General features: G+C 70.7%; 25 protein-coding genes and 1 pseudogene. 12 read left to right on the top strand and 14 right to left on the bottom strand.

What is annotated here, in order from left to right; genetic code table 11:
- Positions 1-69 precede the first annotated feature (69 nt).
- The 3 genes from OHA58_RS19250 to OHA58_RS19260 all read right to left on the bottom strand — a co-directional run bounded on the left by OHA58_RS19250 (position 70) and on the right by OHA58_RS19260 (position 3,003).
- On the bottom strand, positions 70-1,518 hold the full coding sequence (locus OHA58_RS19250; RefSeq protein WP_405480174.1) for an MFS transporter: 1,449 nt from the start codon (positions 1,516-1,518) through the stop codon (positions 70-72).
- A 135-nt stretch (positions 1,519-1,653) separates the two neighbouring features.
- Entirely contained in the window at positions 1,654-2,139 is a 486-nt protein-coding gene (locus OHA58_RS19255) for a MarR family winged helix-turn-helix transcriptional regulator (RefSeq protein ID WP_405480176.1), read from the bottom strand.
- Positions 2,140-2,232: 93 nt separating this feature from the next.
- Positions 2,233-3,003 carry an SDR family oxidoreductase gene (locus OHA58_RS19260; RefSeq protein WP_405480177.1) on the bottom strand — a complete coding sequence of 257 codons (771 nt, stop codon included), beginning with the start codon at positions 3,001-3,003 and terminating at the stop codon, positions 2,233-2,235.
- Positions 3,004-3,107: 104 nt separating this feature from the next.
- Here OHA58_RS19260 and OHA58_RS19265 point away from each other — a divergent pair, with 104 nt between their 5' ends.
- The 5 genes from OHA58_RS19265 to OHA58_RS19285 all read left to right on the top strand — a co-directional run bounded on the left by OHA58_RS19265 (position 3,108) and on the right by OHA58_RS19285 (position 6,212).
- Positions 3,108-4,067, top strand: coding sequence for a sigma-70 family RNA polymerase sigma factor (locus tag OHA58_RS19265; protein ID WP_405480179.1), 960 nt, complete (start codon positions 3,108-3,110; stop codon positions 4,065-4,067).
- A 71-nt stretch (positions 4,068-4,138) separates the two neighbouring features.
- Entirely contained in the window at positions 4,139-4,603 is a 465-nt protein-coding gene (locus tag OHA58_RS19270) for a helix-turn-helix transcriptional regulator (protein WP_405480181.1), read from the top strand.
- A gap of 85 nt (positions 4,604-4,688) precedes the next feature.
- Complete coding sequence (locus tag OHA58_RS19275; protein WP_116512296.1) at positions 4,689-5,117, top strand: helix-turn-helix domain-containing protein; 429 nt, start codon at positions 4,689-4,691, stop codon at positions 5,115-5,117.
- Positions 5,118-5,145: 28 nt separating this feature from the next.
- The gene (locus tag OHA58_RS19280) at positions 5,146-5,742 is read left to right on the top strand and encodes a hypothetical protein (protein ID WP_405480183.1); all 597 of its coding nucleotides are present in this window, start codon (positions 5,146-5,148) and stop codon (positions 5,740-5,742) included.
- A 128-nt stretch (positions 5,743-5,870) separates the two neighbouring features.
- The gene (locus OHA58_RS19285; protein WP_116512297.1) at positions 5,871-6,212 is read left to right on the top strand and encodes a DUF2516 family protein; all 342 of its coding nucleotides are present in this window, start codon (positions 5,871-5,873) and stop codon (positions 6,210-6,212) included.
- Between the two features lie 43 nt (positions 6,213-6,255).
- Here OHA58_RS19285 and OHA58_RS19290 read toward each other — a convergent pair whose 3' ends face one another.
- From OHA58_RS19290 to OHA58_RS19300, 3 genes are all read right to left on the bottom strand, one after another.
- A complete protein-coding gene (locus OHA58_RS19290) occupies positions 6,256-7,554 on the bottom strand; it encodes a PP2C family protein-serine/threonine phosphatase (protein WP_405480185.1) in 1,299 nt (432 codons plus the stop codon).
- Positions 7,555-7,909: 355 nt separating this feature from the next.
- The gene (locus tag OHA58_RS19295) at positions 7,910-8,971 is read right to left on the bottom strand and encodes an NlpC/P60 family protein (RefSeq protein ID WP_405480187.1); all 1,062 of its coding nucleotides are present in this window, start codon (positions 8,969-8,971) and stop codon (positions 7,910-7,912) included.
- Positions 8,972-9,194: 223 nt separating this feature from the next.
- A complete protein-coding gene (locus OHA58_RS19300) occupies positions 9,195-9,989 on the bottom strand; it encodes a class I SAM-dependent methyltransferase (RefSeq protein WP_405480188.1) in 795 nt (264 codons plus the stop codon).
- Positions 9,990-10,179: 190 nt separating this feature from the next.
- Between OHA58_RS19300 and mshA the strand changes: the two genes are divergently transcribed.
- From mshA to OHA58_RS19315, 3 genes are all read left to right on the top strand, one after another.
- Positions 10,180-11,529 (top strand): D-inositol-3-phosphate glycosyltransferase, encoded by a 1,350-nt coding sequence (gene mshA / locus OHA58_RS19305; RefSeq protein WP_405480190.1) that lies wholly within the window; start codon positions 10,180-10,182, stop codon positions 11,527-11,529.
- Between the two features lie 7 nt (positions 11,530-11,536).
- Positions 11,537-12,031 (top strand): YbjN domain-containing protein, encoded by a 495-nt coding sequence (locus OHA58_RS19310; protein ID WP_405485040.1) that lies wholly within the window; start codon positions 11,537-11,539, stop codon positions 12,029-12,031.
- Positions 12,032-12,181: 150 nt separating this feature from the next.
- Positions 12,182-13,855, top strand: coding sequence for a glycoside hydrolase family 55 protein (locus OHA58_RS19315; protein ID WP_405480191.1), 1,674 nt, complete (start codon positions 12,182-12,184; stop codon positions 13,853-13,855).
- Positions 13,856-13,858: 3 nt separating this feature from the next.
- Here the strand turns inward: OHA58_RS19315 and OHA58_RS19320 are convergent, their stop codons facing one another.
- Positions 13,859-15,133 carry an MDR family MFS transporter gene (locus OHA58_RS19320; RefSeq protein ID WP_405480193.1) on the bottom strand — a complete coding sequence of 425 codons (1,275 nt, stop codon included), beginning with the start codon at positions 15,131-15,133 and terminating at the stop codon, positions 13,859-13,861.
- Positions 15,134-15,359: 226 nt separating this feature from the next.
- On the opposite strand from OHA58_RS19320, the gene OHA58_RS19325 reads away from it, so the two are divergent.
- A complete protein-coding gene (locus tag OHA58_RS19325; RefSeq protein ID WP_116512303.1) occupies positions 15,360-16,121 on the top strand; it encodes a phosphoglyceromutase in 762 nt (253 codons plus the stop codon).
- Positions 16,122-16,221: 100 nt separating this feature from the next.
- On the opposite strand, the pseudogene OHA58_RS19330 reads toward OHA58_RS19325, so the two are convergent.
- Both OHA58_RS19330 and OHA58_RS19335 read right to left on the bottom strand, forming a co-directional pair.
- Positions 16,222-16,362 (bottom strand): annotated as a pseudogene (locus tag OHA58_RS19330) (site-specific integrase); the annotation flags it as partial.
- Positions 16,363-16,519: 157 nt separating this feature from the next.
- Positions 16,520-16,726, bottom strand: coding sequence for a hypothetical protein (locus OHA58_RS19335; RefSeq protein WP_405480195.1), 207 nt, complete (start codon positions 16,724-16,726; stop codon positions 16,520-16,522).
- 986 nt (positions 16,727-17,712) lie between these two features.
- Between OHA58_RS19335 and OHA58_RS19340 the strand changes: the two genes are divergently transcribed.
- Both OHA58_RS19340 and OHA58_RS19345 read left to right on the top strand, forming a co-directional pair.
- Positions 17,713-17,928: a DUF6243 family protein gene (locus tag OHA58_RS19340; RefSeq protein WP_030988248.1), complete on the top strand. Its 216-nt coding sequence runs from the start codon at positions 17,713-17,715 to the stop codon at positions 17,926-17,928.
- Between the two features lie 581 nt (positions 17,929-18,509).
- Positions 18,510-19,484: a CorA family divalent cation transporter gene (locus OHA58_RS19345; protein ID WP_405480197.1), complete on the top strand. Its 975-nt coding sequence runs from the start codon at positions 18,510-18,512 to the stop codon at positions 19,482-19,484.
- Between the two features lie 90 nt (positions 19,485-19,574).
- On the opposite strand, the gene OHA58_RS19350 is transcribed toward OHA58_RS19345, so the two are convergent.
- From OHA58_RS19350 to OHA58_RS19370, 5 genes are all read right to left on the bottom strand, one after another.
- A complete protein-coding gene (locus tag OHA58_RS19350; RefSeq protein ID WP_405480199.1) occupies positions 19,575-20,858 on the bottom strand; it encodes a serine hydrolase domain-containing protein in 1,284 nt (427 codons plus the stop codon).
- Between the two features lie 233 nt (positions 20,859-21,091).
- Entirely contained in the window at positions 21,092-21,595 is a 504-nt protein-coding gene (locus OHA58_RS19355; RefSeq protein ID WP_405480200.1) for a hypothetical protein, read from the bottom strand.
- Between the two features lie 35 nt (positions 21,596-21,630).
- Entirely contained in the window at positions 21,631-23,061 is a 1,431-nt protein-coding gene (locus OHA58_RS19360) for a hypothetical protein (protein ID WP_405480202.1), read from the bottom strand.
- A 38-nt stretch (positions 23,062-23,099) separates the two neighbouring features.
- Positions 23,100-23,567: a hypothetical protein gene (locus OHA58_RS19365; RefSeq protein WP_405480203.1), complete on the bottom strand. Its 468-nt coding sequence runs from the start codon at positions 23,565-23,567 to the stop codon at positions 23,100-23,102.
- 227 nt (positions 23,568-23,794) lie between these two features.
- Positions 23,795-25,225: a purine-cytosine permease family protein gene (locus tag OHA58_RS19370; protein WP_405480204.1), complete on the bottom strand. Its 1,431-nt coding sequence runs from the start codon at positions 25,223-25,225 to the stop codon at positions 23,795-23,797.
- 169 nt (positions 25,226-25,394) lie between these two features.
- On the opposite strand from OHA58_RS19370, the gene OHA58_RS19375 reads away from it, so the two are divergent.
- Positions 25,395-26,303: a LysR family transcriptional regulator gene (locus tag OHA58_RS19375; RefSeq protein WP_266562797.1), complete on the top strand. Its 909-nt coding sequence runs from the start codon at positions 25,395-25,397 to the stop codon at positions 26,301-26,303.
- Positions 26,304-26,364: the final 61 nt, after the last annotated feature.

Raw genomic sequence — 26,364 nt, forward strand, 5'->3', positions numbered from 1 at the left:
CTCCATCGGGATCGAGTTCGAGCTGGTGTGTGATGTGGCTGGTGTGGGACGCGGGACAGGGGATGCGGGTCAGGCTGTCGTCGTACGGGGGCCGCGCAGCACCCCGTACGCGATCACGAACGCGGCGACGAGCAGACCCGTACCGACCGTGAAGGCCAGGTGGTAGCCGCTGGTGAGGGCCTCGGCGCGGGTGCCGCCCTGTGCGGTGAGCGAGCGGGTGCGGGACGCGGCGAGCGTGGAGAGCACGGCGACGCCGACGGCCATGCCGATCTGCTGGGTGGTGTTGAAGAGACCGGAGGCGAGCCCGGCTTCGGCCTCGCTCGCCCCGGACATGCCGAGCGAGGTCAGCGCGGGCAGGGCGAGGCCGAAGCCTGCCGCGAGGAGCATCACCGGGAGGATGTCGGTGGCGTAGTGCGCGTGCACGGGGACCCGGGCGAGGAGTCCGAGTACGCCGATGAGGAGCGCGATCCCGGTGAGCAGCACGTTCCGTTCGCCGAAGCGGGCGTTGAGGCGGGCCGAGACGCCGAGGGAGACCGCGCCGATGACGGCGGCGGCGGGGAGCATGGCGAGGCCGGTCTCCGCGGCGCCGTAGCCGAGGACCTGCTGGAGGTAGAGCGCGACCAGGATCTGGAAGGAGAACAGCGCGGCCACCATCAGCATCTGGACCAGGTTCGCCCCGGCGACGCTGCGCGAGCGCAGGATCCGCAGCGGCATGAGCGGCGTACGGGCCCTTGCCTGCCGGACGAAGAACCCGGCGAGCAGGACCGCGGCGACGGCCCCGGTCCCGAGCGTGCGGGCCGAAGTCCAGCCGTACTCCTCGACCTTGACGACGGAGTAGATCCCGAGCATCAGGCCGCCGGTGACGAGCAGCGCGCCGGTCGTGTCGGCACCCGCCCTGAGTCCGAGGCCTCGGTCGCGGGGCAGGGCGGGCACGGCGACCGCGAGGGCCGCGAGCCCGATGGGCAGGTTGATGAAGAAGATCCAGTGCCAGCTGAGGCCGTCGGTGAGCAGGCCGCCCAGGACCTGCCCTATCGAGGCCCCGGCGGCGCCGGTGAAGCTGAACACGGCGATGGCCCTGGCGCGTTCGCGGGGTTCGGTGAACAGCGTGACGAGGATGCCGAGGCTGACGGCGGAGGCCAGTGCGCTGCCGACGCCCTGGAGGAACCGCGCGGCGATCAGGACCGCGGGGCTCGTGGCCACGCCCGCCAGGAGCGAGGCCGCGGTGAAGACCGCCGTGCCCACGAGGAACAGCCGCTTGCGTCCGACGAGGTCGCCGAGCCGCCCGGCGAGCAGCAGCAGGCTGCCGAACGCGATCAGGTAGGCGTTGACGACCCAGCTGAGGCCCGCCGGGGTGAACCCCAGATCGCTCTGGATGGCCGGCATCGCCACGGTCACGATGCTGCCGTCGAGGACCGTCATCAGCATCCCCGTGGCCAGGACACCGAGGGCCGGCCACCTGGAGCGCTGAGGGGTGAGGAGTGCCGGAAGGGTGCGGAGTGGTGCGGAAACGGCAGGCATTTACGGTCATCTCCTGTCAAAGGGCCACTGCGGGAGCCGCTGTGAGCCAACAGGAATGACCGTAGCAGATAGTTTTGTTGCAGACTATCTTTTACGGGTGCATGCGTGGGTGGGTAGGTGAGCGGGGGCGGGTGGCTAGTGCCGGCGTGCCCTGCGGGGTGCCGGGTGCGGGCTCTCGGGCGGGGTGGCCAGGTGGCCGTCGACCAGGCGGTTCAGCGCGCGCAGCAGAACCTCGCGCTCTGTCTCGGGGAGTGAGCCGAGCGCCGCTTCGTGGACGCGGTCGGCGATCGCCTGGCTCTCCACGGCGACCTGAGCACCCTTCTCCGTGACCGCGATGATCCGCGCCCGCCGGTCCCGCGCGGACGGGCGCCGCTCGGCGAGGCCCGCCTTCTCCAGGGCGTCGACCGTCACCACCATCGTGGTCTTGTCCATGTCGCCGATCTCCGCGAGCTGCGCCTGGGTGCGCTCCTCCTCCAGGGCGTGCACCAGTACGCAGTGCATCCGGGCCGTGAGGCCGATCTCGGAGAGGGCCGCCGCCATCTGCGTACGCAGCACATGGCTGGTGCGGTCGAGCAGGAAGGAGAGGTCCGGTTCGGTGCGGGTGGGCGCCATGGAGGTCATGAGTTCCAGGGTAGCCAATTTGATCCGTTACGGATTATCTGCAACTTGGCGCACCCCTGGGGGCACCCTTGGGCGCACGTCCGGTGCATCCCGTCACCCGCCGACCCGCTCGCCGACGAACGCCTCCCACGTCCGCTCGCCCCTGGCCGCACCCTCGCGCGCCAGGTTCTCCCCGGCCCGGTACGCGCGGCCCGCCTTCCCGGGGATGCGGACCGGCAGCTTCGGCCTGCGCCTGCCCGTGGCCCGGAGGTAGCCGGCGCTCAGTTCGGCCATCCCGTACACCTTGGGGCCGGCCAGGTCCGGTACCAGGCCGGCCGGCTCGCCGAGTGCCAGCTCCACCAGGCGGGCGGCCACGTCGCGCGAGTCGACCGGTTCGAAGCGGAGCCCGCCCGGGACCGGGAGCACCGGCAGCTTCGTCATCTTCTCGACCACGCCGAGGACGAGGTCGTTGAACTGGGCGGCCCGCAGCGTCGTGAACGGTATGCCGGACTCGGCGACGGCCCGCTCGGCGGCCAGCTTGTTCCTGAGCCAGGCCACCGGGACCGTGTCCGCGCCGGTCACCGAGATATAGACGAGGTGCTTCACCCCGGCCTGCTGCGCCGCCCGCACCAGGTTCCGGGTCGCCACGTCGTCGCCCTTGGGGCCGCCCGCGAGGTGGAGGACGATCTCGGTCCCCGTCAGCGCCGTCCGCAGTCCCGGGTCTTCTTCGTCGAGCAGGTCGGCACGCACGTACTCGACGCCGTCGGCGGACTCGCGGCCGTGCCGGCTGAGCACGCGGACCGGGTGGCCGGCCTTGCGCAGCAGGGGGACGACGTGGCCGCCCAGCGTGCCCGTGCCGCCGGTGACCAGGATCGGTGCAGTCATGGCTACTCCCGTTGGTTGTGCGGACCGGGGCTTCGCGCCCCGTCCGGGTCGGTAGGTTCTCGACGTCTGCTTCTTTGACCCGCGCCGAACGAGGAATGTGACCGATGGACGAGAACGCATCGCTGTCCGAGCGTTTCGAGAAGGACAGGATCCGGCTGCGCGCGGTGGCGTACCGGATGCTCGGCTCGGTGACCGAGGCGGACGACGCCGTGCAGGAGACCTGGCTGCGCCTCAGCCGCACGGCCGACGCGCACACGCATCACGAGGACGGGGAGGAGCGGGGAGACGGGGACGCGCCGGCCGGCATCGAGAACCTCACCGGCTGGCTGACCACGGTCGTGTCGCGCGTGTGCCTCAATATGCTGCGCGCCCGCGAGAACCGCCGCGAGGACCCCCTCGACGCGTACGTCCCCGACCCGGACGCCGCCCCGGAGGACGGGCGTGACCCCGAGGAGGAGGCGCTGCTCGCCGATTCGGTCGGCGTCGCCCTCCTCGTCGTACTCGACACGCTGACCCCCGCCGAGCGGCTCGCCTTCGTGCTGCACGACATGTTCGCCGTGCCGTTCGACGAGATCGGGCCGCTGATCGAGCGGACCCCGGCCGCGACCAGGCAGCTCGCCAGCCGCGCCCGCCGCCGCGTCAGGGGCGTCGCCCCGGCGCCCGGCGCCGATCTGCCGCGCAGGCGCCAGGTCGTCGAGGCGTTCCTGGCCGCCACGCGCGGCGGGAACTTCGACGCGCTGGTCGCCCTGCTCCACCCGGACGTGGTACTCCACGCGGACCGTACGGTCGTCCCGACCCCCGAGCCCGTCGTGGTCCGCGGCGCCGCCACGGTGGCCCACGGCGCGATGGCCGCCACGGGCCGCGCCCTGTTCACCGGTCCCGCGCTGATCGACGGCTCGGCCGGCCTCGTGATGGCACCCGGCGGCCGCCTGTTCCTGGTGCTCGTCTTCACGCTCACCGGCGGCCTGATCACGGGCATCGACGTGATCGCGGAACCGGAGCGCCTGCGCCACCTGGACATCACCGTCCTCGACGGTGATCCGAGCGATCCGTACGGGGAATAGGGCTGTACGAGGAACGGGGGCTTGCGGCGAGTGGCCGGACGCGGGCACGGGCCCGGCCGTACGCTGGCAGCGTGACGCTCGATGACCTCGTAAGGCTGCGCCGGGCCCGGGACATGATGGACCGCGACTACGCGCAGCCCCTCGACGTCCCGGCCCTGGCGCGTGCCGCGCACATGTCGCCCGGGCACTTCTCCCGCAGCTTCCGGGCGGCCTTCGGCGAAACCCCGTACAGCTATCTGATGACCCGCCGTGTCGAGCGGGCCAAGGCGCTGCTGCGGCGGGGCGATCTGAGCGTGACGGAGGTCTGCTTCGAGGTCGGCTGTACGTCGCTGGGGTCGTTCAGCTCGCGTTTCACCGAGCTGGTCGGCGAGACCCCGAGCGCGTACCGGGCCCGCAGTCACGAGCCGGGCTCGGTCATACCCGCGTGCGTGGCCAAGATCCTCACCCGCCCCGTCAGGAACGGACCGGCCGGGGGCGGGCGCGTCATCGACGCCCAAGTCCTCGACGGAGAACCGGAAACGGGCCCTCGCGCGTAGGCCTCACGCCGCCTTCCGGGTGGCGTGGCGCACTTTTGCAAGCAGTCGCTTGCAATAGTTAGCACCGGCGAGGCACTATCGAAGCATGGCATCGCTCAACGTCGGCAATCTCGGTGAGTACCTGCGCGAGCAGCGCCGCAGTGCGCAGCTCTCGCTCAGGCAGCTCGCCGATGCCGCCGGGGTGTCCAATCCGTATCTGAGCCAGATCGAGCGCGGTCTTCGCAAGCCGAGCGCGGAGGTCCTCCAGCAGGTGGCCAAGGCCCTGCGGATCTCCGCGGAGACGCTGTACGTGCGGGCCGGGATCCTCGATGCGGAGCGGGATCGGGAAGAGGTGGAGACGCGCGCCGTCATCCTCGCCGACCCCACGCTCAACGAGCGCCAGAAACAAGTGCTGTTGCAGATCTACGAGTCCTTCAGAAAAGAGAACGGGACCGAGGTACAGCACGACAGTCAGGAACACCCCGCCGACGGCCCCCGCACGGCCGGGAGCAGCGGTGCCGAACCCTCAAGCTGAAGCCGATGTGATCCGGGAGGACCACGCCATGGCCATCACCGACGACCTGCGCAAGACCCTCAGCAACCCGACCCCCCTCTACTTCGCCGCCGGCACGGCCGAGCTCGCCTATCAGCAGGCGAAGAAGGTGCCCGGCATCGTGGAGCAGCTGCGCGCCGAGGCCCCGGCCCGGTTCGAGGCCGTGCGCAACACCGACCCGAAGGACGTCCAGGAGAAGGCGGCCGGCCGCGCCAAGGAGGCCCAGGCGGCCATCCAGGCCAAGGTCACCGAGGTGCTCGGCACGCTCGACACCGACCTGAAGAAGATCGGCGAGTCCGCTCAGGACCTCGCGCTGCGCGGTGTCGGCGTCGCCGCCGAGTACGCCGTCAAGGCCCGCGAGACGTACGAGAAGGTCGCCGAGCACGGCGAGGAGACCGTGCGGGCCTGGCGCGGTGAGGCGGCCGACGAGATCCTCGAGGTCGCCGAGGCCGTCGAGCCCGACACGGAGCCCGTCGCCGTGGCCGACGACCGGGCCGCCGCGAAGCCTGGGCCGGCCGAGGCGTCCGCCAAGAAGCCAGTGGCCGTCAAGAAGGCCCCGGCCAAGAAGACGACGACCGTGAAGAAGACCGCGCCCTCCGCCAAGTAGCGGCACGGCCGGGTGAACAAAGCGGTACGGAGCGTACCGAGGGGCGGGCCGGGCACTTACCGAGTGTCCGGCCCGTTCACCGGGTACGGTGACCGCGTAGGACTGATCTGACTCGGGTGGTGGGCGTTGTGCTGATGTCGGCTTTCGGCGGCTTGATGTGGCTGCTCTACACCGCCATGCTCGTGCTCGCGGTGGTTGCTCTGGTGATGGCCGCGTTCTCGCGCGAGGACGCGTTCCGCGCGGCGGACAAGCAGAACAAGATGTTCTGGCTGATCATCCTCGGCATCGCGGTCGCGGTGAATCTGCTCGTCCCGATGCTGTTCCTCCAGCTCGCGGGGCTCGTCGCGACGATCGTCTTCTTCGTGGACGTGCGGCCCGCGCTCCAGCAGGTGTCGGGCGGCGGCCGGGGCCGCCGTGGCGGCGGCTCCAGCAGTGACGGTCCGTACGGGCCGTACAACGGCGGGCGCTGAGCCCTCCGGATCCCGGGGGCGCGGTCGCCCCCCGGACCAGGGGCTAGTTCCCCCGGTCCAGAAGGACGACTGCCACGTCGTCCGTGAGGTCGCCGCCGTTGAGGTCGCGGGCCTCGTTCACCGTCGCGTCGATGAGTTCCTCACCGCGCAGCCCCTCCGTGAGCCTGCGGCGCACCATGTCCACCATGCCGTCCTGGCCCAGGCGCTGCTTGCCGTCGCCGACCCGTCCCTCGATCAGGCCGTCCGTGTAGAGCATCAGGCTCCACGTCGGGCCGAGCTCGACCTGACGGCGCGGCCAGCGGGCGCGCGGCAGCAGGCCGAGCGCAGGGCCGTTGTCCTGGTACGGGAGCAGCTCGGCGCGCCGGCCCGGGCGCGCTATCAGCGGCGACGGGTGACCCGCCAGGCACAGGCCCGCGCTGCGGCCGTCGGGGGAGATGTCGACCGTGCACAGCGTCGCGAAGATCTCGTCGTCCGCCCGCTCGTGTTCGAGGACCTGCTGGAGCGTGGAGAGCAGTTCGTCGCCGCACAGGCCGGCGAACGTCAACGCCCGCCAGGCGATGCGCAGTTCGACACCGAGCGCCGCCTCGTCGGGGCCGTGCCCGCAGACGTCGCCGATCATGGCGTGCACCGTGCCGTCGGGCGTGCGGACGGCGTCGTAGAAGTCGCCGCCGAGCAGCGCGCGGGAGCGGCCGGGGCGGTAGCGGGCCGCGAAGCGCAGCGGGGAGCCGTCCAGGAGCGGCGTCGGGAGGAGGCCGCGCTCCAGGCGGGCGTTCTCCTGGGCGCGCAGCCGGGACTCGGCGAGCTTGCGCTGGGCGACGTCGGCGCGCTTGCGCTCGACGGCGTAGCGGACGGCACGGCCCAGCAGGCGGCCGTCCAGCTCGTCGCGGAACAGATAGTCCTGTGCGCCGACGCGCACGGCCTCGGCGCCGCGCTCCGCGTCGCCGGACGCGGTGAGGGCGAGGACGGCGTGCCGCGGCGCGAGGCGCAGGACGTGCCGGAGTGTCTCCAGCTCGCCGGCGTCCGTGGCCGCGCCGGGCGCGGGCAGGGCGAGGTCGAGCAGGATGCAGTGGACGTCGTCGGTGAGGAGCCGCTCGGCCTCGGTGAGGTTGCGGGCGGTACGGACGCGGATCGGCTTGCCCGCCGAGTCGGTCAGTTCGGGCACGCCGAGGGAGGCGGTGGGGTCGTCCTCGATGACGAGGAGCGTCAGAGGGCCACCTCCGCCGCTCTGGGCGCCGGAGGCCGTGGGCTGCCGGGGCAGCGTGGCGGGCGGTGTCGGCACTGTCGGAGCCTGACCACCTTCCACGGCCGGGATAGCTCTCTGCCGCGGTATGGGTACGGGCATCGCTCGGTTCCTTCCCTCCCCCCGAGGGCGTGGTGGAGCGAAGGGCATCGCACCACCGACGGTGGACCTTAGCGGTAGGCGGCATCGCAACGGAATGGTGAGAAGCAAACCGCCACTGTCATATGCCGCATCAGCTAACGGAATTGGGCACGCCAGCGCCTCCGGCGGGGGTTTCGAGGATGACGAAGGTCACGTGGGAGGACTGCAACCGGAGCCGTTTCAGTGCCGTGGGTCACGTGGCGCAGGTCACCGGACGGCATCTGGCCCGTCCGGCGCGGGGCGCATCGCCCTTCGGGCTCGTCCTCAATCGCCGGACGGGCTGAATATGGGCCCGGTCGCCCCCTGGCGAGGCCCGTCACGCGTCCGGGCGGACGACCCCCAGGATCTGCATCGAGCCCGCGCCCGCGATCGTGACGTTCCGCCCGGGGCGCGGCGCGTGCACGATGGCGCCGTCCCCTATGTACATCCCGACGTGGCTGGCGTCGTCGTGGTAGATGATCAGGTCGCCGGGGCGCATGTCCTTGATGTCGATGTGCTTGAGCTGCTTCCACTGCTCCTGCGAGGTCCGCGGGATCGGCCGTCCGGCCGCCGACCACGCCTGTGAGGTCAGGCCCGAGCAGTCGTAGGAGCCGGGACCCTCGGCGCCCCACACGTACGGCTTGCCGAGCTGGCCGGTGGCGAACGCGACCGCCTTCTTGCCCCGCGCCGACGCGCTGCCCTTGATGTCCTTCAGGACCCCCGAGCTGAGCCAGGCCGTCTGCCGCTTGTACTCGGCCTGCTGCTCCAGCTTCTTCAGCCGCTCCCGCTCCTCCTTCTCGAGCTGTGACTCGAGCTTCTCGGCGGCCGCGATCTTGCTCTTGATCTTCTTCTGTGCCCGGGCCTTCTCCTTGCGGCCGGCCTCGAGCTTCTTCCAGTTCCGCGTGGCGTCCTGGGCGTACGTCTGCAGGTCCTCCTGCGTCCGGGCCATCTCGCCCATGAGCCCCTTGGTGGCGTGCTGCCCCTGCCGCATCCGGTCCGCGCCGTCCAGGAACCGCGAGGGGTCGTCCGAGAGCATCAGCTGCGCCTCCGGCGGCATCCCGCCGTCGCGGTACTGCTGGCGGGCCGCGGCGCCCGCGCGGGCCTTCAGCCGGTCCAGCTTCTTCTGGCCGGCGACGATGTCCTTGGCCAGCTGGACGATCTGCCCCGACTGCTTCTCGGCCTTCTCCTCGGCCGCGTTGTACGCCTCCGTGGCGACGGCCGCGTCGTGGTAGAGCCCGTCGAGCTGGGCGCGGACCTGCTCAAGGTCCGTGCTTCTGTCGGACGTCGACGGCGGCGCGGGCCGCGCGGGACTCGCGTACGCGGCGCCTGGCGCCGTCAGTACGGTCAACGCGCTGACCAGCGCCACGGCCGCCATGACTGTCGTGCTCCGCCTGCTCATCGCGCTCCGCCCCCAAGCCGTGAAGACCCACCAAAACTGATTTACCGTCAGTAACTTACGGATGCCCTGGGGATGGTGCCATGCCGGCGCCGAATGTGACAGAGCCGGGCAACAACTCCCCATCCGCTCCCGGCCCGCCCCATCGGTCCCGCACGCCCCTGCCCCGCACCGTCTGACGTACGGCCCCCGGAGATCGTTCCCTCGGGCTCCGGACACGCCGTCGTCAGTCCCGAGGAGCCAACGCCCCCCAGGCGACCGTCACTTCCCCCTGCCGCCAGCGCGCAGGCCGGTCGAGCACCGGCCAGTCCGCGCTCAGCGCCCGTGCCGTCCGGATCCACCGCTGCCGCGCCCCGTACGAGGCGTAGGGGGCGGCCGCCGCCCAGGCGCGGTCGAAGTCGCGCAGGAACGCGTGGACCGGCTCGCCCGGCACGTTGCGGTGGATCAGCGCCTTGGGGAGGCGCTCGGCGAGGTCGGAGGGGCGGTCGAGGGAGCCGAGGCGGGTCGCGAAGGTGACCGTGCGGGGGCCCTCGGGTCCGAGCGCCACCCACACGTGGCGGCGGCCGATCTCGTCGCAGGTCCCCTCGACCAGGAGCCCGCCGGGCGCGAGCCGTGCGGTCAGCCGCCGCCATACGTCGGCGACCTGGTCCTCGTCGTACTGGCGCAGCACGTTCGCGGCCCTGATCAGGAGCGGGTCGTGGGGGAGGGGCACCTCGAAGCCGCCGTGGCGGAAGGTGAGGCCGTCCTGTTCGTAGGGGAGGGCGGCGGCGACCCGCGCGGGCTCGATCTCGATGCCCACCACGCGCGTGCGTGGCGCCACGGTGCGCAGTCGGTGCAGCAGCTCGACCGCGGTCCAGGGCGCGGCTCCGTAGCCGAGATCGACGGCGACGGGGTGGTCGGCGCGGCGCAGGGCGGCGCCGTGCGTGGCCGCGATCCAGCGGTCCATGCGGCGCAGGCGATTGGGGTTGGTGGTCCCGCGTGTGACCGTTCCCACGGGGCGGGACGGGGGGCGCGGGCTCATGGGTACGAGGGTATGCGCCCGCCCCGGGCGCCCCAGGGTTGAGTCCCTGACAGTAATGATTCGGCAAAACGGAAATGGAGCGGAGACCTCCGGTGTTGGAGGGGCTGAAGGAGGGTTGTGCCCGGGCTCCGCGCCCGCGGTTCCGCGCCCCCCCCCGACGAGTCGTGCCCGCAGCAAGGAGGACCGCCACGTGAGCCAGTACGTGTCCAGGCTCCGCCGTTCCGGGGCCTCGTCCCCGCGGCTCAGGTTCCCCGGCGCGCACCGCAGACCGCGTCGCGTGGCCATGCTGAGCGTGCACACGTCACCGCTCCACCAGCCCGGCACGGGCGACGCGGGCGGCATGAACGTCTACATCGTCGAGCTCGCCAAGCGCCTCGCCGCGATCAACATCGAGGTCGAGATCTTCACGCGCGCCACGACCGGCGCACTGCCCCCCTCCGTCGAGCTGGCGCCCGGCGTCCTCGTCCGGCACGTGGACGCGGGCCCGTACGAGGGTCTCGCCAAGGAGGAGCTGCCGGCCCAGCTGTGCGCCTTCACGCACGGCGTGATGCAGGCGTGGGCGGGCCACCGGCCGGGCTACTACGACCTCGTCCACTCGCACTACTGGCTCTCCGGTCACGTCGGCTGGCTGGCTGCCGAGCGCTGGGGCGTCCCCCTCGTACACGCCATGCACACCATGGCCAAGGTCAAGAACGCCGCTCTCGCCGAGGGCGACACCCCCGAGCCCGCCGCGCGCGTCATCGGCGAGACCCAGATCGTCCGCGCCGCCGACCGGCTCATCGCGAACACCGCGGAGGAGGCCGGCGAGCTCGTACGCCACTACGAGGCGGACCCCGGCAAGGTCGCCGTCGTTCACCCCGGCGTGAACCTGGACCGCTTCCGCCCGGCCGACGGGCGTGCCGCGGCCCGCCAGCGCCTCGGGCTCCCGCAGGACGCCCTGATCCCGCTCTTCGCGGGCCGTATCCAGCCCCTCAAGGCGCCGGACATCCTGCTCAGGGCCGTCGCCGTCCTCCTCGACGAGCGGCCCGAGCTGCGCTCGCGGATGGTCGTGCCGGTGGTGGGCGGCCCCAGCGGCAGCGGTCTGGCCAAGCCGGAGGGGCTGCAGAAGCTCGCCGCCAAGCTCGGCATCGCGGACGTCGTCCGCTTCCGCCCGCCGGTCGGGCAGGACCAGCTCGCGGACTGGTTCCGCGCGGCCTCCGTCCTCGTCATGCCGTCGTACAGCGAGTCCTTCGGGCTCGTCGCCATAGAGGCGCAGGCGGCCGGTACGCCGGTGATCGCGGCCGCGGTCGGCGGTCTGCCCGTCGCCGTGCGCGACGAGACGACCGGCTTCCTGGTCCCGGGCCACGACCCGGCGGCGTACGCGCGCAGGCTGGGCGAGTTCGCCGACCATCCACAGCTTGTGGACAGCATGGGCGCCGCCGCCGCGGCGCACGCGCAGGGCTTCGGCTGGGACATGGCAGCCTCCGCGACGGCCGACGTGTACACGGCGGCCACCTACGAGCACCGCCACCCCCGTCACGTACCCTCGCTGCATGGCTGACAGCACCATGGCCGGCGCGGCGGCGGTCATCGAGCAGGTCCTCACCGAGGCCGAGCTCGAGTGGGAGAGCCCCGAACCCGGCTCGTCGTACGTCGTGAAGCTGCCCGGGACGCGCAAGCTGTCGACGACGCTCTCGCTGCTCGTCGGCAAGCACTCGCTCTCGCTGAACGCGTTCGTGATCCGGCACCCGGACGAGAACGAGCAGGGCGTCCACCGCTGGCTCCTGGAGCGCAACCTCCGTCTGTACGGCGTGAGTTACGCGGTCGACCAGCTCGGCGACATCTACCTCACCGGCAAGCTGCCCCTCGCGGCCGTCACCCCGGACGAGGTCGACCGCCTCCTCGGCTCGGTCCTGGAGGCCGCGGACGGCTCCTTCAACACGCTCCTGGAACTCGGTTTCGCGAGCGCGATCCGTCGCGAGTACGCCTGGCGGGTGTCACGCGGGGAGTCCACGCGCAACCTCGACGCGTTCACGAATCTGACTCAGCGCCCCGCCAAGTAGCGCCCCTCTCCTGCCGGTTGACTGTTGCGTGACCCCTTCCGCCGCAGGGGTCGCCATGGCATGCTCGCGGCCGACGCAGACATGAACGACGTTCATATCTTTGAACTTCCTGGAATGTCTTCGACCTGAATCGTGTGGAGGGTGGCGGCGGTGGAGAACCTCAGCAGGCGCGGGTTGTTGAGCAGCGCGACAGCGGTGGCGGCCGTGGCGGTGACGGGAACCGGCGCGCGGGCCGCCACGCCACCGTCCGGTGAAGTCCCGCCCATCTGGCGCGAGTTCACCCGCACCCCCTACACGCACCCGCAGATCCCGTACGTCGGACGGGCCGGATACCGCGCGGGCCGTCAAGGCTTCGCCCGCCCCCGCGTCGTCGCCGACGTCGTACGCGACTACGGCGCGCGCCCCGACGGCTCGGCCGACGCCGCCCCCGCGATCAACCGTGCCCTCGCCGACGCCGGACGGGCCGGCGGGGGCACGGTCCACCTGCCCCCGGGCACGTACCGCATCGACGACCTCATCCGCATCGGCCACTCCGGCGTCGTCCTGCGCGGCGCGGGCAGCACCCGCACCAAGCTGTACGCGACCCGCAGCCTCACCGAACTCGTCGGCGTCTACGGCTCCCGCTACGGCGGCGACAAGTCCAGCTGGTCCTGGGCGGGCGGCCTGATCTGGCTCTGCCCCGAGGACCGCTTCCGCACCCTCACCGACGCGATCGGGGCGAAGGCCTGGCCCTTCGAGGGCTGGACGGGCAACAAGCGCGACGAGTGGGACACGCTGACGGCGGTCGGGCCCGCCACCCGCGGCTCCTGGTCGGTGACGGTCGCGGACGCGTCCCGCCTCTCCCGCGGCGACCTGGTCCTCCTGCGCCTCGCCGACGACCCCGGCCACACCCTCCTCGAACACATGGCGGGCGGCGGCCCGGGCCCCGAGGCGTACTTCTGGGACGACAAGACCAAGCTGACCTCGTACGTGCCCTACGAATGGCCGGTCCGGATCGCCTCCGTGCACGGCCGCCGCGTCACCTTCGAACGCCCGCTCCCCCTCGACGTACGCCCCGAGTGGGACCCCCGGCTGACCACGCACGTCGGCGCCCTGACCGGCTCGGGCGTCGAGGCGCTGACCCTCGAAGCCGTCGAGACCCCGCAGTCGCAGCACCTTCTCGACAAGGGCTACAACGGCGTCGCGTTCCAGTGCGCGTACGACTGCTGGGCCGACGACGTCACCGTGCGCCACGTCGACAACGGCTTCGGCCTGGTCGCCGCGTCCGCGTGCACGCTGCGCCGCACGCGCGTCGCGGGCCGCGGCTCGCACCACCCGTACTTCTGCCGTGAGGGCTCCCACGACAACCTCGTCGAGTCGTTCACGATCGAGCAGCGCACCGTCCCCGCCCCCGCGGGCACGCAGCTGCACGGCATCAACGTCGAGGGCCTGTCGTCGTACAACGTGTGGTCGCGCGGCGAGATGGAGATGGGCACGTTCGACTCGCACCGCGGCATGCCCTTCGCGAACGTGCGCACCGACATCACCGTGAACAACAACGGCCGCCACGGCGGCGACGCGTCGGCGGGACCGCTCTTCGGGGCGCGCTTCACGCACTGGAACATCCGCGTCACGAACCAGCGCGCCGGTCTGATGCGCCTCGACGGACTCGCGCCGTACAGCGCGACCGTCGCCGTCAACACGGTCCGCGAGTTCGACCAGACCGACGTCCCGGACTTCACCGGGGACCTGCATGCGCGGCTCGAGCTGTACGGCGACGGGGTGTCGGACACGGTCCGGCCGCGGAACCTGTACGACGCGCAGCGGTCGTCGGTCAGTCGGTGAGCGTCAGGCGGTGAGCTCGGGCTCGGCCCCAGTCTTTTCGGGGCTGGGGACGGGAGTGACAGGCTGCTCCTCCGTGGGCAGCCCCCGCATCAGGATCCAGTACCCGGCCGCCGCGACCGTCCCGATCGCCGCGCAGCCCGCCCACAGCCACCCCGCGCCGAACCGGTCGATCGTCACGCCCGACGCGAGCGGCGCGACCAGGGCCGCCACGGACCACGACATGGAGTACATGCCCTGGTAGCGGCCGCGCCCGTGGGTCGGGGCGAGCCGCGCCACCAGGCCGGACTGCGTGGGCGCGTTGACCATCTCGCCGAGCGTCCACACGACGACGATCAGGGCGTAGGCGGCCATCGACCCGGCGAACGCGGTGAGCGCGAAGCCGTAGCCGATGAGGAGGGAGGAGACCGTCAGGAGCCGGCCCGCGTCGCGCTTCTCGATGAAACGGGTCAGCGGGATCTGCAGCGCCACGATGACGATGCCGTTGACGGCGGCGACGAGCCCGACGTCCGAACTGCTCAGCCCCGCCTGCCCCATGACGATGGGCAGCCCGGACGAGGACTGCGTGAAGACGACGGAGATGAGGAACGACAGCCCCACCATCAGCATGTACCGGCCGTCGCGCAGGACGGTCAGCATGGTCACGTCGGCGACGGGCGCCGCGTCGGGCTTCGGCTCGGCGCGCTCGGGCCGCGACTCGGGCACCTTCATGAACACCAGGACCGCGCAGGCCAGCGTCATCGCGGCCTCCAGGAGGAAGCCGGCGGTGTAGCTGGCGGCGACGAGGAAACCGGCGTAGACGGAGGAGACGGCGAAGCCGAGGTTGATGGCCCAGTAGTTGAGGGAGAAGGCCCGCACGCGGTCCTTCGGCGCGACGAGGTCGGCCATCATCGCCTGCACGGCGGGACGCGACGCGTTCGAGGCGACGCCGAGCAGGAAGCCGGTCACCGCGATCCCGGCGGGGTCGCGCACGAAGGCGAGGACGGCGACGGTCGCGGCGGTCGCGAGCTGCGCGGCGAGGAGGGTGGGGCGCCGCCCGATCCGGTCCGCGAGCACCCCGCCGAGCAGCGACGCGATCATGCCGCCGAGCCCGATGAGCGCGGCGACCAGACCCGCGTACGACGCGGAGAAGTGGCGCTCGGTGGTCAGGTACAGCGCCATGAACGTGAGGACGAAGCCGCCCAGGCGGTTGATCAGGGTGCTGGTCCACAGCCACCAGAACTGGCGCGGCAGACCGGACACACTCTCGTGTGCGGCCCGTCTGAGTGCGGTGACGGACATCGGGACGGATCCCCCCTGGGGCGCGTGCGGCGTGGGTGCGGCCTGATGGGCCTGTAAGCGGCGCCGGCCAAGTCCGTAACTTACGTGGGGGAGGGCGGCCGCAGCCACTCAATTGACGCTGGCCGTCAATCGTCGGCGGGACCCGCCTCCGTACCGTCCGGGCCCGTACCGTCCGGCCCGTGGCCGGGCGCGCAGGCCGCCGGAGGCTTGGATTAGGCTCGGAGCCATGGCCGACGCACCGTACAAGCTGATCCTCCTCCGCCACGGCGAGAGCGAATGGAACGCGAAGAACCTGTTCACCGGTTGGGTGGACGTCAACCTCAACGAGAAGGGCGAGAAGGAGGCAGTCCGCGGCGGTGAGCTGCTCAAGGACGCAGGCCTGCTCCCCGACGTCGTCCACACCTCGCTCCAGAAGCGCGCGATCCGCACGGCCCAGCTGTCGCTGGAGGCCGCGGACCGCCACTGGATCCCCGTCCACCGCTCCTGGCGCCTGAACGAGCGGCACTACGGTGCGCTCCAGGGCAAGGACAAGGCGCAGACGCTGGCCGAGTTCGGCGAGGAGCAGTTCATGCTCTGGCGCCGCTCGTACGACACCCCGCCGCCGCCGCTGGCCCGCGACGCGGAGTACTCCCAGTTCGACGACGCGCGCTACGCGAGCCTCCCGCCGGAGCTGCGCCCGCAGACGGAGTGCCTCAAGGACGTCGTCGTCCGCATGCTCCCGTACTGGTTCGACGACATCGTCCCGGACCTCCTGGACGGCAAGACGGTCCTGGTCGCGGCCCACGGCAACAGCCTGCGCGCCCTGGTCAAGCACCTCGACGGCATCTCCGACGCCGACATCGCGGGCCTGAACATCCCGACGGGCATCCCGCTGTCCTACGAGCTCGACGCGGACTTCAAGCCCCTGAACCCGGGCGGCACGTACCTGGACCCGGACGCGGCCGCGGCGGCGATCGAGGCGGTCAAGAACCAGGGCAAGAAGAAGTAGCTTTCACGATCATGCCCCTGAGCTGCGCATACGGCGCGGCTCGGGGGCGTTTTCGTGTCCTGGGCCCTCGCTGGGCCCTCGCTGGGCCCTCAGCCCCTCGGTCCTGCGGTCGCAGCGCTCGCCCGAGAGCCTTCCGGGCGCGGTCCCGGCTGCTGGGCATGAGGTGCGCGTACACCTTCAGGGTCAGGCCCGCGTCCGAGTGCCCGAGGTATTCAGCAAGAGCCTTGATGCAGCTCGCTGCGCTCGCGCGCGACGGCGTTCGGGAGCTCCCGCCCGCCGCGTGCTTCCGGGCCGACTCGGACCTAGCGTGCCCGACGGGTCGGCACAGTCCCTGCGACTCTCCCGGCTACGCTCGCGCGGGACCCCGCGGCGCGTGGCTGCGGGGCGCCTTGTGGGGTTTAGTCGACCATCTCCCCGTTGTGCGTACCGCCCTTACAGAGGTTGTCCGTCAGATCGGGTGTTCCGCCGCCCTGCTTGCACTGAGAAGGGGTGACGTCGGTTGGGGCACCCTGTGCGGGTGCGGTGGCGCTGGCGGCGCCTGTGAGGCCGAGTCCGGCGAGGGCTGCCGTGGCGATGATGGCGGGGAGAATTCGTCGAATGCGCATTTGGTTCCCCTTTCACGGATTATCTCGGTTGGGGCACTATTCAGCTTAATCGCCATGTGGATGGCACGTCATGTTGCGCCATTCGGGTGACAGTGCTGTCGGGTGCGGGGTCGGTGACGCGACCCGTCGGACAGGCCCTAGAACGAAGAGACCACCCCGGCCGGATGGGTGGTCTCTTCGTTGTTCCGGAGGGGGCAGCGTCTGTCGCCCGCAGGACAAGGACGCTTCCGTGCCTGCCGTGGGAACGGAAACCGCGTCTGACCTGCGAGCCGACAAGCGACAAGCCAGACGACAGGCGACGCGACAAGCCACTAGCGGCTCAGGGCGCCAATCCCGGGACCTCTCTGGGACCTCCGAGGACGACCAACAACGACAGACGACGACCACCAACGACCGCCCGATCGCAGGTCAGTTGGGGTATGACATGCGCTGACCAGGCCCAAAAGACGGGCCCGCCAGACCCTGGGCAAGAAGTAGTAGGCAGCGAGCTGCAAGCTCCCCACCTGCGGGTTCTCTGTGTGGTGGGTGGCTTTTCCGCGCTCCGGGCCGTCTGTGGGCCGTCAGGCCTCGCCGCGCCAGAAGCGCACGCAGATGTCGAGCATGATCAGTAGCGCTGGCGGGAAGCGACCTCTGGAGCCGCGTCTTCCCACGGCGCAGTAGCTCCGCCTCCGGCCCGCGGCGGCCCAGTAACGCGCATCTTCACCTGCCCCGGGCGGGCGGCGACCACCGGCGGGTGCCGGCGGTGCTGAGATTCCCCGGAAGGAAACGGCTGACCCCGGGGGCTCGCCGAAGGCCCGGCCGACGCCGGGGCGGCGAAAAGGTTGGTGTGCGGGGCCGACGGAACCAGGTAACGTCTTTGTCATGTTCTTCCAGACGCCGATTTACGAGTGAGAGCGTGATGGGTCCCTGCTGACGTCCTTCGACGTCGCCGCCCGTCCCCCACAGATGAATCCGTAGATCACTTCACATCATTACCGGGAGAACCCGTGACCGTGAGCAAGAACATCAACAACCCCGTGGGCATGGGCGGCGGCCAGCGCAAGAGGCTGTCCCGCGCCGAACGGCAGAACAACGGTCCGCACCGCAACCTCGACCGCCAGGGTGCCGCCGACCAGAAGGCGGAGCTGGTGCGCAAGATGCGCGAGAAGGCAGGCGCAGCTGAGGGCGCCGGGCAGGCGGGCGACGACACCGCACAGAGCTGACGCACCGCCGCCGCAGGGCGGCACCGCACGGGGCAGGGCCCGGACCGCGACGCGCGGTCCGGGCCCTGCTGCCGTATCGGGGCTCTGCTGCCGTACCAGGCGCGGCCGGTCCCGATCAGCTCTCGGCCGACGACCCGCGTCTCAGCTGACCACCCGGGGCAGCCGCAGATTCGGCAGCCCCGTCACGGCCACCACCCCGAGCTGCACCAGCAGCTCAGCGCGTTCCCCGTGCCCAGCCCGGGCGGACACCGCAACTCAGCCCTCCACGCGGACGTAGGGCCGGAGCTGCATGGCCGTCATCCCCAAGGCCGTCCTCACCCTGGACAGGCGATCCTCGGATGGCCGTCGGTCGCTGCCGATGCAGCGGTCCGGCCTCTCGAGAGGTCGAGCTGGAACCTTCCTGGGACTCACTCCGAGAGCTTCTGTCCGCACCGAGCAGGGCAGGCCCCCTCGTCCCCTCCTGCGAGTGAGCTCGTCACCCGTCCGGTCCGCACGGTGCCGCACATGACGGTGTCCGAGTGCGGAGCTACCGGACCGCACGCACGCTGGGACCGTCGGAGTCGTAACCAACGGTGAGGGCCATGATCGTAACGATGGTGTCGATGCCGGACGTGACCGTGACCCGTACGGATGTGTCTGAGGCACGTGAGCGGCTCGCCGCGGCCCGGTTTCTGATCGTCGACGTCGAACTGCCGGAAGAAGCGCCGGCGGATGGCGAGGGTGTGGCCCGTCAGCTCGGCCTGGAGGCTGACGACCTGGACTGGTTCGGCAGGAAGGACGAGCCCGCGCGGGCCGATTTCCTGGGGGAGAAGGCCGGCTTCGTCGTGCCCGTGGTCCACGACGACCAGGTCGCTTACATCCACGCGCTCGTGACCGAGCAGTTCCTGGTCACCGTTCACCGTGGCCAGGCGGGCCTGGCGTCGAACATCTCCGCGCAGCTCCGGCACGAGGGGCCCCCCGACGTCGTGGCCGTGCTCTTCCTGCTGCTCCAGGAGGCGCTGGCGACCTTCCGACGGGCCGCCGTGCAGGACCTGCTGCTGACGGAGGAACTCGAGGACGACATGTTCCAGCAACGGCGCCCCGAGCAGGTCTACCGCCTGTCGAAGCTGCGACGGCGCTCCGCCCTCCTGCACCACTCGCTGCTCCCCTACCTTCAGGTGGTGGACGAGGTCTTCACCCGCCGGATGCTGAACCCCAACTTCCCGGAGGAGCGGCAAAGACTCGCCCAGGAGTTCCAGCACGCGGCGAGGCTGGTCCTTACGGATATCGAGTCCCTCCAGGATGCCGCCCGTCGTGCTTTCGCCAGCTACTCCTCCCTCGCCGCGGGCGAGCAGAACGGCGTGATCAACCGGCTGGCCATCGTGTCGACGATCTTCCTGCCGCTGACGTTCCTGAGCGGATTCTTCGGTATGAACTTCACCTACCTGACCGACGAACTGGAGAGCAAGGTCGTCTTCTGGCTGCTCGCCGTGGGGCTTCAGGTGGCCGTCCTGTTCGTGGCCTTCTACGTGCTGCACCGCACCCGCATCTGGCGGCGGCTGCGGGACGAGGACTAGGTGGGGACCGTCCGGCCGATCATGTGACACCTGCGCAGACGGCGCGGATGGGAGGCATGTTCATGAGCTGGGCCGGGGATTGCGGGTTCGTCACCTCGCCGCGGGCTGGGCCGGCAGGTTGAAGACGTTGTCCGGGGAGATGATCTTGGTGATCGCCTGGCCGAAGAGGGTGCTCGGCTCCGAGTTGTCGTGGTTGATGTCCGTGTTCAGGACCACCACGAGCGTCGCCTTGGCCGACGGCAGGTAGATCGTCAGGGACTCGTAGCCCGGCAGGGAGCCGTTGTGGCCTATCCAGCCCTGGACGTTGAAGATGCCGAGGCCGTAGCCCGCGCCCGGGATCGTGGTCTTCGGGGTGATGAGGCGCTGCTTCTGCGCGGCGGGGCTGATCATCGCGTCACCGTTGGGGAACGTGCCCGTGGCGACCGTGGGTGCCCAGATGCGCAGGTCGTTCAGCGTGGAGATCATCGCGCCTGCCGCCCAGCCCCAGGACGGGTTCCAGTCGACCGTGTCCTCGATCTTCCCGCTCGCGGTCTGGTTCGTGTAGCCCTGCGAGCGCGGCTCCGGGAACTCGTTGCCGGTCGGGAACAGCGTCTGCTTCATGCCGGCCGGGGTGAGGATGTTGTCCTGGATGTAGTCGTGGAGCGGCCGGCCGCTCTCCTTCTCGACGACGAGGCCGAGCAGGATGAGGTTGGTGTTGCAGTAGTAGAACTGCTTGCCCGGCTCGAACAGCACGGGGTGCTTGAACGAGTAGTCGAGCAGCTGCTGCGGGGTGAACGGCCGCTCCGGATTCGACGTCAGCGCCTTGTAGAAGTCTTCGTCCGCCGAGTAGTTGAAGAGTCCGCTGCGCATCTCGGCGAGCTGACGGATCGTGATCTTGTCCCCGTTGGGGACGCCGTCGATGTACTTCCCGATCGGGTCGTCGAGGCCGACCTTCTTCTCGTCGACCAGTTGCAGTATCGACGTGACGGTGAAGGTCTTGGTCTCGCTGCCGATACGCATGTGCAGGTCGGGCGACATCTTCTGGCCGGTGCTCTTGTCGGCGACGCCGAAGGACTTCACGTACTCGCCCTTGTCCGGCGTCCACACACCGACGGTCACGCCCGGAACGTTCGCCTCGGCCATGACCTTCTGCACGGTGGTGTCGAGCTCCTTCTCCACGGCGGGAGTGAGCTTCTGAACCTGGCCCGGGGTTGCCGACCCGGAATCGGACGGTGAGGGCGGGTCGGTGGCGCGGATGACGGAGGCGGAGCTGGAGCCGCCGGAAACGGAGGCCGGCGTGGCGAACGCGGACCCACCCGCTATCGGCACCGCGAGCGTTCCCACCGCTACGGCGGTCACAGCCCCCCTGCGCAATCCCCGGGTCGAATGCGTCATGAGCTGACTCCAACCATGTGAGGAAGAACCCACAGGAAGAACCCAGACCATCGTAGGGCGGGGCCCCACGCCCCGCCTCTCCAGTCACCACAGCCCCTGCAGTCACTGGTCACTGGGGGGGGCAACGCGGGCACCGCCTCCCCAGCAGCCCCCCGTCCATCGCCACCACCACCCGGTGTCCACCACCCGGTGTCCACCGGTCGGTGTCCACCGGTCGGTGTCCGCCGGCCGGGTCAGTCGACCCCGCGCAGGTAGACCCGGCTGCGCTGCGCATCGATCGGATGCACGGCCACTTCAAGGGAGTTCAACTCGCCCGCACAGGGCGCGCACACCGGTCCCCCGCGCACGTCCGCAAGCGTCTCCGGCTCCTTCAGCCCGAGGCGCGCGAACGGCGTCATGGGTTTCACCGACCGAGTCAGGGCCTTGGCGCGGTGGGTGAGCGGCTGCTCGGGGGCGAGCCGTGTCAAGAACGCGCCCACGCGCGCGGTCGGCACCGTGAAGGCCAGAAGAAGCCCGTCGTCCTGGAACCCGTTCTGGTAGGCGGCCCGCCGGTCGGTGGCCTCGTCAGGAAGCGGTACGTGCATCAGCTCACCGACCTCGGCGGGGGTCACGCCCGACTTCCAGGTGGGGACTTGCCGACGAGTATCCGCACCGGCATCACGCCCGGCGCCGGTGCCGCCCCCCGAGCATGCCGTGATCAGGGCGAAGACCGCGAGGCCCAACGCACCGGCGGACATGCCTCGCACGGGGGGCATCGAGGAGGGCCGCACCTTCACCGTGCATCCCCATTGCGTCCGATGTCAGTGCGGGTTCCGTCCCGTCCGGGATCGGCCGGGTCAGGAAGTTTCGCGGGGCCCGACCCCAGGTCGTAGTGCTGCACCGAACCGCTGCCTCGCATGTCGAACTCCCTGGCCAGACCCGTCGTGTGGAGGCGCGCCATGTCCGCGTCGGTCACTTCGGTCGGGCCGATCTCGGTGGACTTTCCCGGGTCCCAGTTGTACCGGTCCCAGACGTTGACCTGGTAGTCGAGCGAAACCTTGGGTTTTCCATCCGCGCCCGGGGTGACGGTCACGGCTCCGGTCGTGTTCGTCGTCGCGCTGCCCACCGCCAGATACCAGTTGCGGTCGCTGTGGGTGTAGCCCTGGGGCGGGGTCTCCACCGGGATGGTGACGGGTTTCCCGCCGGATTTCTCGAAGGCAGCCAGCGCCTGCTGCTTCCACTGTTCCTGTTGCCCCGCGATGGTGCCCTGCGAGGCCAGGCGCAGGGACTCGTCGTCCGTGAGCATCCGGTCGACATCCAGGTCGATGGGGGTGCCGAGCCCCCGAAGATAGTGATCCATGTTCCGAGCGGCGTCGGTGTTCCCGATGAAGTCCCCCGCGTTCGCCATGCCTTCGGCCTGGAGCTGGATCCAGTAGTCGTGCATGCCGGGGTCCTCGACGTCGTACGGACCTGCTCCGTCGTCGGACGCCCCGCGCTTGACCGTGGGGGTCAGCAGACCGGCGGACAGCAGGTCGTCCTTGTGGTGGGTCCACAATTGCGCCCGCGCCTCGGGGCTCAGGGACTCCCAGAGCCGCCGGAGCTCCGCGCGCTGCTTCGGATCGGCGTCATCGCCCAGTTCGGCGAGCTTCTCCGCGCGCGGCATCATGTCCTCGTCGAGCGAGGTGTACGTGGCGTGGCCTGCGTTGAAGGCGTCGGTGCCGCGGCTCTTCTGCAGGGCGCGGACCAGGGCGGCGTCGACCTCGGAGGCGTGCGCGACGAGGCCGGTGATGGTGTCGGCGTACCACTGCATGATGTCGATCTTCTTCTGGCCGCCCGGCTTCTCGTCGACCTTGCACACGGCCTCCATCACCTTGACCGTGCCGTTCTTCTCGTCGATGACGATGAACTCTTCCTTGCGCGCCGCCTCGGTCAGGCGCTTGGCACGGCTCTGCAGTGATTCCAGTTCGCCGTGGGCGTCCTCGACGACACTCCAGATGCTCTTGGCCTCCGCGTGCAGGTCCGAGATCTCCTTCGTGGTCCTGTCCACGAACTCCCGGGTCACGTCGGCGTTGAGGCCCGCCCAGTGCGCCTTGTCGGACTTGGCCTTCAGCCCGTCGCGGGCGTCACCGGAGAGGGTCTGCAGGTGGTCCACCGCCTGCTTCCAGTCGGTCACCGCGGTGCCTAGCTTGCCGAGGTCGACCTCGATCAGATCTGTGTAGTTCACGCGCCGCACGCCCCCGTTCGGTACATGGCAGGAGTCTTCTACTTGAAGTAGCCGTTGAGGCTGGAGACGGAGATGGCGGAGCCGTCCCGGTTGCGCACTTCCGCGGCGATCTTCGCGTCGTCGTGACTGTGCAGCTTCTTCGAGTAGTCGAGGTGGTTGGAGATGTGGGCACAGGCCTGGAGCACGGACTTCACCTGGCTCGTCCACAGCTCCACGGTGGTCTCGAGCTCGCCACCGGCACCGAAGTGATGGCTCTTCAGCTCAGCAGCGGCCTGCATGGTGGAACCGGAGCCGTGTTCGTCCGCGCCGGCACCCGCGATGTCGACCTGCTTGCCCAGCCGGGTGTGCAGCGTGAACGCCTCGTGCCCGACGGCCCCGAGATCGTCCTGCCGCACGATGAGATCGCCTCCGCCACCACCGCCGGGAGGTGCCTGGTTGAGCTGCATACCGGCGTGCCGTCGCTGGGTGGCCTCACCCTTGAGCTGCTCCCACTCGTCCCATGCCATCGATGAACCTGCCTTCCCCCGTGTCGTGTTGGCCGGGTGCGTGGCCTCACCCGCTCAGACACTGGCTGGGACGTCGGCGGTTGCGGGTTGTGGGTTGCGGGTGGGACGCGGGAAAGCGAATGGGCCTCGCCACGGTGGACCCGGCGGGCGGGAGCGGCGCCGTGGCGAGGTGCCGGTCTGGCCGACTGCCAGGAGCCCGGGCGAGGCCGGGGCTCAGGCGAACGCCGTCACGCGGTCGCAGAAGCGGCCGCCGCCGCCGTCTCGGCCTCCGTCGCCGCGGTCCCGCCTCGCATCGCCACCCGGCGCGCCCACACGTAGTACACGGGCGCTGTTACCACCAGGCCCACGAGCCATGACAGGTCCGCGCCGCCGAGCGGGGCGACCAGTGGGCCCGTGTACAGCGACGTGGCGACGAAGGGGAGTTGGACCGCGATGCCGATCGCGTACGAGGTCAGGGCGACCGGGTTGAAGCGGCCGTAGCGCCCGCCGTCGGGCGTGAACAGGTCGCCGAGGGCGTAGCGGCCGCGGTGGACGAGGTAGAAGTCGATGAGGTTGATCGCCGTCCAGGGGACGAGGACGACGAGCAGGACCAGGACGAGGTTCACGAAGCTGGAGACGAAGTCGCTGGACAGCGCCGTCGCGATGAGCAGCGCGCCCACGAGGACCACCGCGGAGACGACGCCGCGGGCCCTCTGGCGCGGGGTCCACGCGGGGCGGAACGTCTGGCAGACGGTGATCAGGGACAGCACCGCGCCGTAGAGGTTGAGCGCGTTGTGGTTGATGACCGAGAAGAGGAAGAGGAGCAGCACGACCGGGCCGAAACCGCCCGCCGCGCTGTCGAAGCCCGCCACCGTGTCGTCCGTGCCGGGCGACGCGAGGCCGATCACCGTGCCCGCGAGGAACGGCAGAGTCGAGCCGAGACACGAACCCCAGTACGTGGCCCAGAAGGTCGACGCCGTACGGACGGTGCGCGGCAGGTAGCGCGAGTAGTCGGAGACGTACGGGGCGAAGGCCAGTTGCCACAGGGCGCTCAGGGACACCGTCGCGAGCCAGCCCGCGAACGTGAAGGAGCCCGCGGAGAAGAAGCCGTCGGGCAGGCCGCGCGCGACCACCACGGCGAGGCCGGCCAGGATGCCCGCCCCGAGCACCCACGTCGCGATCTTGTTTAGGGTGTGGATGAGGCGGTAGCCGACCCAGCAGATCAGTGCCGAGCCGAGCGCCCCCAGCACGATGCCCGCGTCGACCGGCACGGCGGGCGCGAGGCCGTGCAGCGACTTGCCCGCCAGGATGATGTTCGAGGCGAAGAAGCCTATGTACATCGCGGCCGCCACGACCACGATGAGCAGCGCGCCCACGCTGCCGAACTGCGCCCGGCTCTGGATCATCTGCGGGACGCCGAGCTGCGGGCCCTGCGCCGAGTGCAGCGCCATGAAGACGGCGCCGACGAGCTGGCCCACCAGGATCGCTGCGACGCTCGACCAGAACGACTGGTGGAAGACCTGGACGCCCATGGCGCCGGTGACCAGCGGCAGCGGCGCGATGTTCGTGCCGAACCACATGGTGAACAGGTCACGGACGCGGCCGTGGCGCTCGTTCTCGGGGACGTGGTCGATGGTGTGCTGCTCGACGGCCGGGGCCGCCTCGGGTGTGGCGGGCATACGGACTCCCTGTCCGGAAAACGAGGGGGCGGGCGGGGGTGTTCGGGCGTGCGGGTTGGTTGGGGAGTCTCGCCACCCTCGCAATCCCCGGTCAAACATCGATTTCACGGGAGTTACATCTGTTTTCGAGATGCAGACAGCTCGCAGGCGCCCGGGGCACAATCCCGCCATGGCCAAGGACGCGAACTTCACCCTCGTGCAGCTGAGGTACTTCCTCGCCGCCGCGGAGCTCGGCAGCATGACCGCCGCGGCGCACCGCATCAACGTCTCGCAGTCCGCGGTCTCCACCGCCGTGCACCACCTGGAGCGCGAGCTCGGCGTGCAGCTCCTGATCCGCCGGCACGCGAAGGGCCTGGAGCTGACGGCCGCGGGGGAGCGGTTCCTGCACGAGCTGCGCGGCTTCCTCACCCACGCCGACGAGCTCGCCGAATCGGCCAGGAGCCTGGGCGCCGACCTCGTGGGCGAGCTGGCGGTGGGCTGTTTCCAGACGCTCGCCCCGTTCTATCTGCCGCGCCTGCTGCGGGAGTTCGGCGAGCGCCAGCCCGCCGTGCGCGTCGAGGTCGTCGAGGGCGACATCCCGGCCGTGCAGGAGAGCCTGCGCACGGGCGCCTGCGAACTGGCACTGCTCTACGACATGGATCTCGACGCCGACATCGAGTGCGAGGTCCTCGCGATGGCCCCGCCCTACGCCCTGGTCCCCGAGGGCCACCGGCTCGCGGGCGGCGGCCGGGCCCGCCTCGCGGACCTCGCGGACGAGCCGATGATCCTGCTCGACCTGCCCGCCAGCCGCGACTACTTCCGCTCCGTCGCCGCCAAGGCCGGCGTCGAGCCGCGCATCAGTCACCGCACGAGGAGCTACGAGACCGTGCGCGCCCTGGTCGCCGCCGGATACGGCTGGTCGCTGCTCAACCAGCGGCCCGCGCACGACCGCACGTACGACGGTTCGAGCGTCGTCGCCCTGCCGCTCGCCGACCCGCTGCCCGCGCTCCCCGTCGTCCTGGCGAAGCTGCGCGGGGTCCGGCTGACGGGCCGCGCGCAGGCGTTCGCGACGGCGTGCCGGGAAGCGCTCAGGTCCTGAGAGCCCAGCTCAGGGCGGCACATCCCGAAGGTATCTCCAAAACAGATCCAGTAACACGAAA

It is taken from the genome of Streptomyces sp. NBC_00009 (assembly GCF_045040855.1).
GTDB lineage: Bacteria > Actinomycetota > Actinomycetes > Streptomycetales > Streptomycetaceae > Streptomyces > Streptomyces aureus.

Excerpts from the sequence above, each read along its gene's own strand:
- OHA58_RS19250 (WP_405480174.1), bottom strand. The coding sequence starts at position 1,518 with ATGCCTGCCGTTTCCGCACCACTCCGCACCCTTCCGGCACTCCTCACC.
- OHA58_RS19255 (WP_405480176.1), bottom strand. The coding sequence starts at position 2,139 with ATGACCTCCATGGCGCCCACCCGCACCGAACCGGACCTCTCCTTCCTG.
- OHA58_RS19260 (WP_405480177.1), bottom strand. The coding sequence starts at position 3,003 with ATGACTGCACCGATCCTGGTCACCGGCGGCACGGGCACGCTGGGCGGC.
- OHA58_RS19265 (WP_405480179.1), top strand. The coding sequence starts at position 3,108 with ATGGACGAGAACGCATCGCTGTCCGAGCGTTTCGAGAAGGACAGGATC.
- OHA58_RS19275 (WP_116512296.1), top strand. The coding sequence starts at position 4,689 with ATGGCATCGCTCAACGTCGGCAATCTCGGTGAGTACCTGCGCGAGCAG.
- OHA58_RS19280 (WP_405480183.1), top strand. The coding sequence starts at position 5,146 with ATGGCCATCACCGACGACCTGCGCAAGACCCTCAGCAACCCGACCCCC.
- OHA58_RS19290 (WP_405480185.1), bottom strand. The coding sequence starts at position 7,554 with ATGCCCGTACCCATACCGCGGCAGAGAGCTATCCCGGCCGTGGAAGGT.
- OHA58_RS19295 (WP_405480187.1), bottom strand. The coding sequence starts at position 8,971 with ATGAGCAGGCGGAGCACGACAGTCATGGCGGCCGTGGCGCTGGTCAGC.
- OHA58_RS19300 (WP_405480188.1), bottom strand. The coding sequence starts at position 9,989 with ATGAGCCCGCGCCCCCCGTCCCGCCCCGTGGGAACGGTCACACGCGGG.
- OHA58_RS19310 (WP_405485040.1), top strand. The coding sequence starts at position 11,537 with ATGGCCGGCGCGGCGGCGGTCATCGAGCAGGTCCTCACCGAGGCCGAG.
- OHA58_RS19320 (WP_405480193.1), bottom strand. The coding sequence starts at position 15,133 with ATGTCCGTCACCGCACTCAGACGGGCCGCACACGAGAGTGTGTCCGGT.
- OHA58_RS19325 (WP_116512303.1), top strand. The coding sequence starts at position 15,360 with ATGGCCGACGCACCGTACAAGCTGATCCTCCTCCGCCACGGCGAGAGC.
- OHA58_RS19335 (WP_405480195.1), bottom strand. The coding sequence starts at position 16,726 with ATGCGCATTCGACGAATTCTCCCCGCCATCATCGCCACGGCAGCCCTC.
- OHA58_RS19345 (WP_405480197.1), top strand. The coding sequence starts at position 18,510 with ATGATCGTAACGATGGTGTCGATGCCGGACGTGACCGTGACCCGTACG.
- OHA58_RS19350 (WP_405480199.1), bottom strand. The coding sequence starts at position 20,858 with ATGACGCATTCGACCCGGGGATTGCGCAGGGGGGCTGTGACCGCCGTA.
- OHA58_RS19355 (WP_405480200.1), bottom strand. The coding sequence starts at position 21,595 with ATGTCCGCCGGTGCGTTGGGCCTCGCGGTCTTCGCCCTGATCACGGCA.
- OHA58_RS19365 (WP_405480203.1), bottom strand. The coding sequence starts at position 23,567 with ATGGCATGGGACGAGTGGGAGCAGCTCAAGGGTGAGGCCACCCAGCGA.
- OHA58_RS19370 (WP_405480204.1), bottom strand. The coding sequence starts at position 25,225 with ATGCCCGCCACACCCGAGGCGGCCCCGGCCGTCGAGCAGCACACCATC.
- OHA58_RS19375 (WP_266562797.1), top strand. The coding sequence starts at position 25,395 with ATGGCCAAGGACGCGAACTTCACCCTCGTGCAGCTGAGGTACTTCCTC.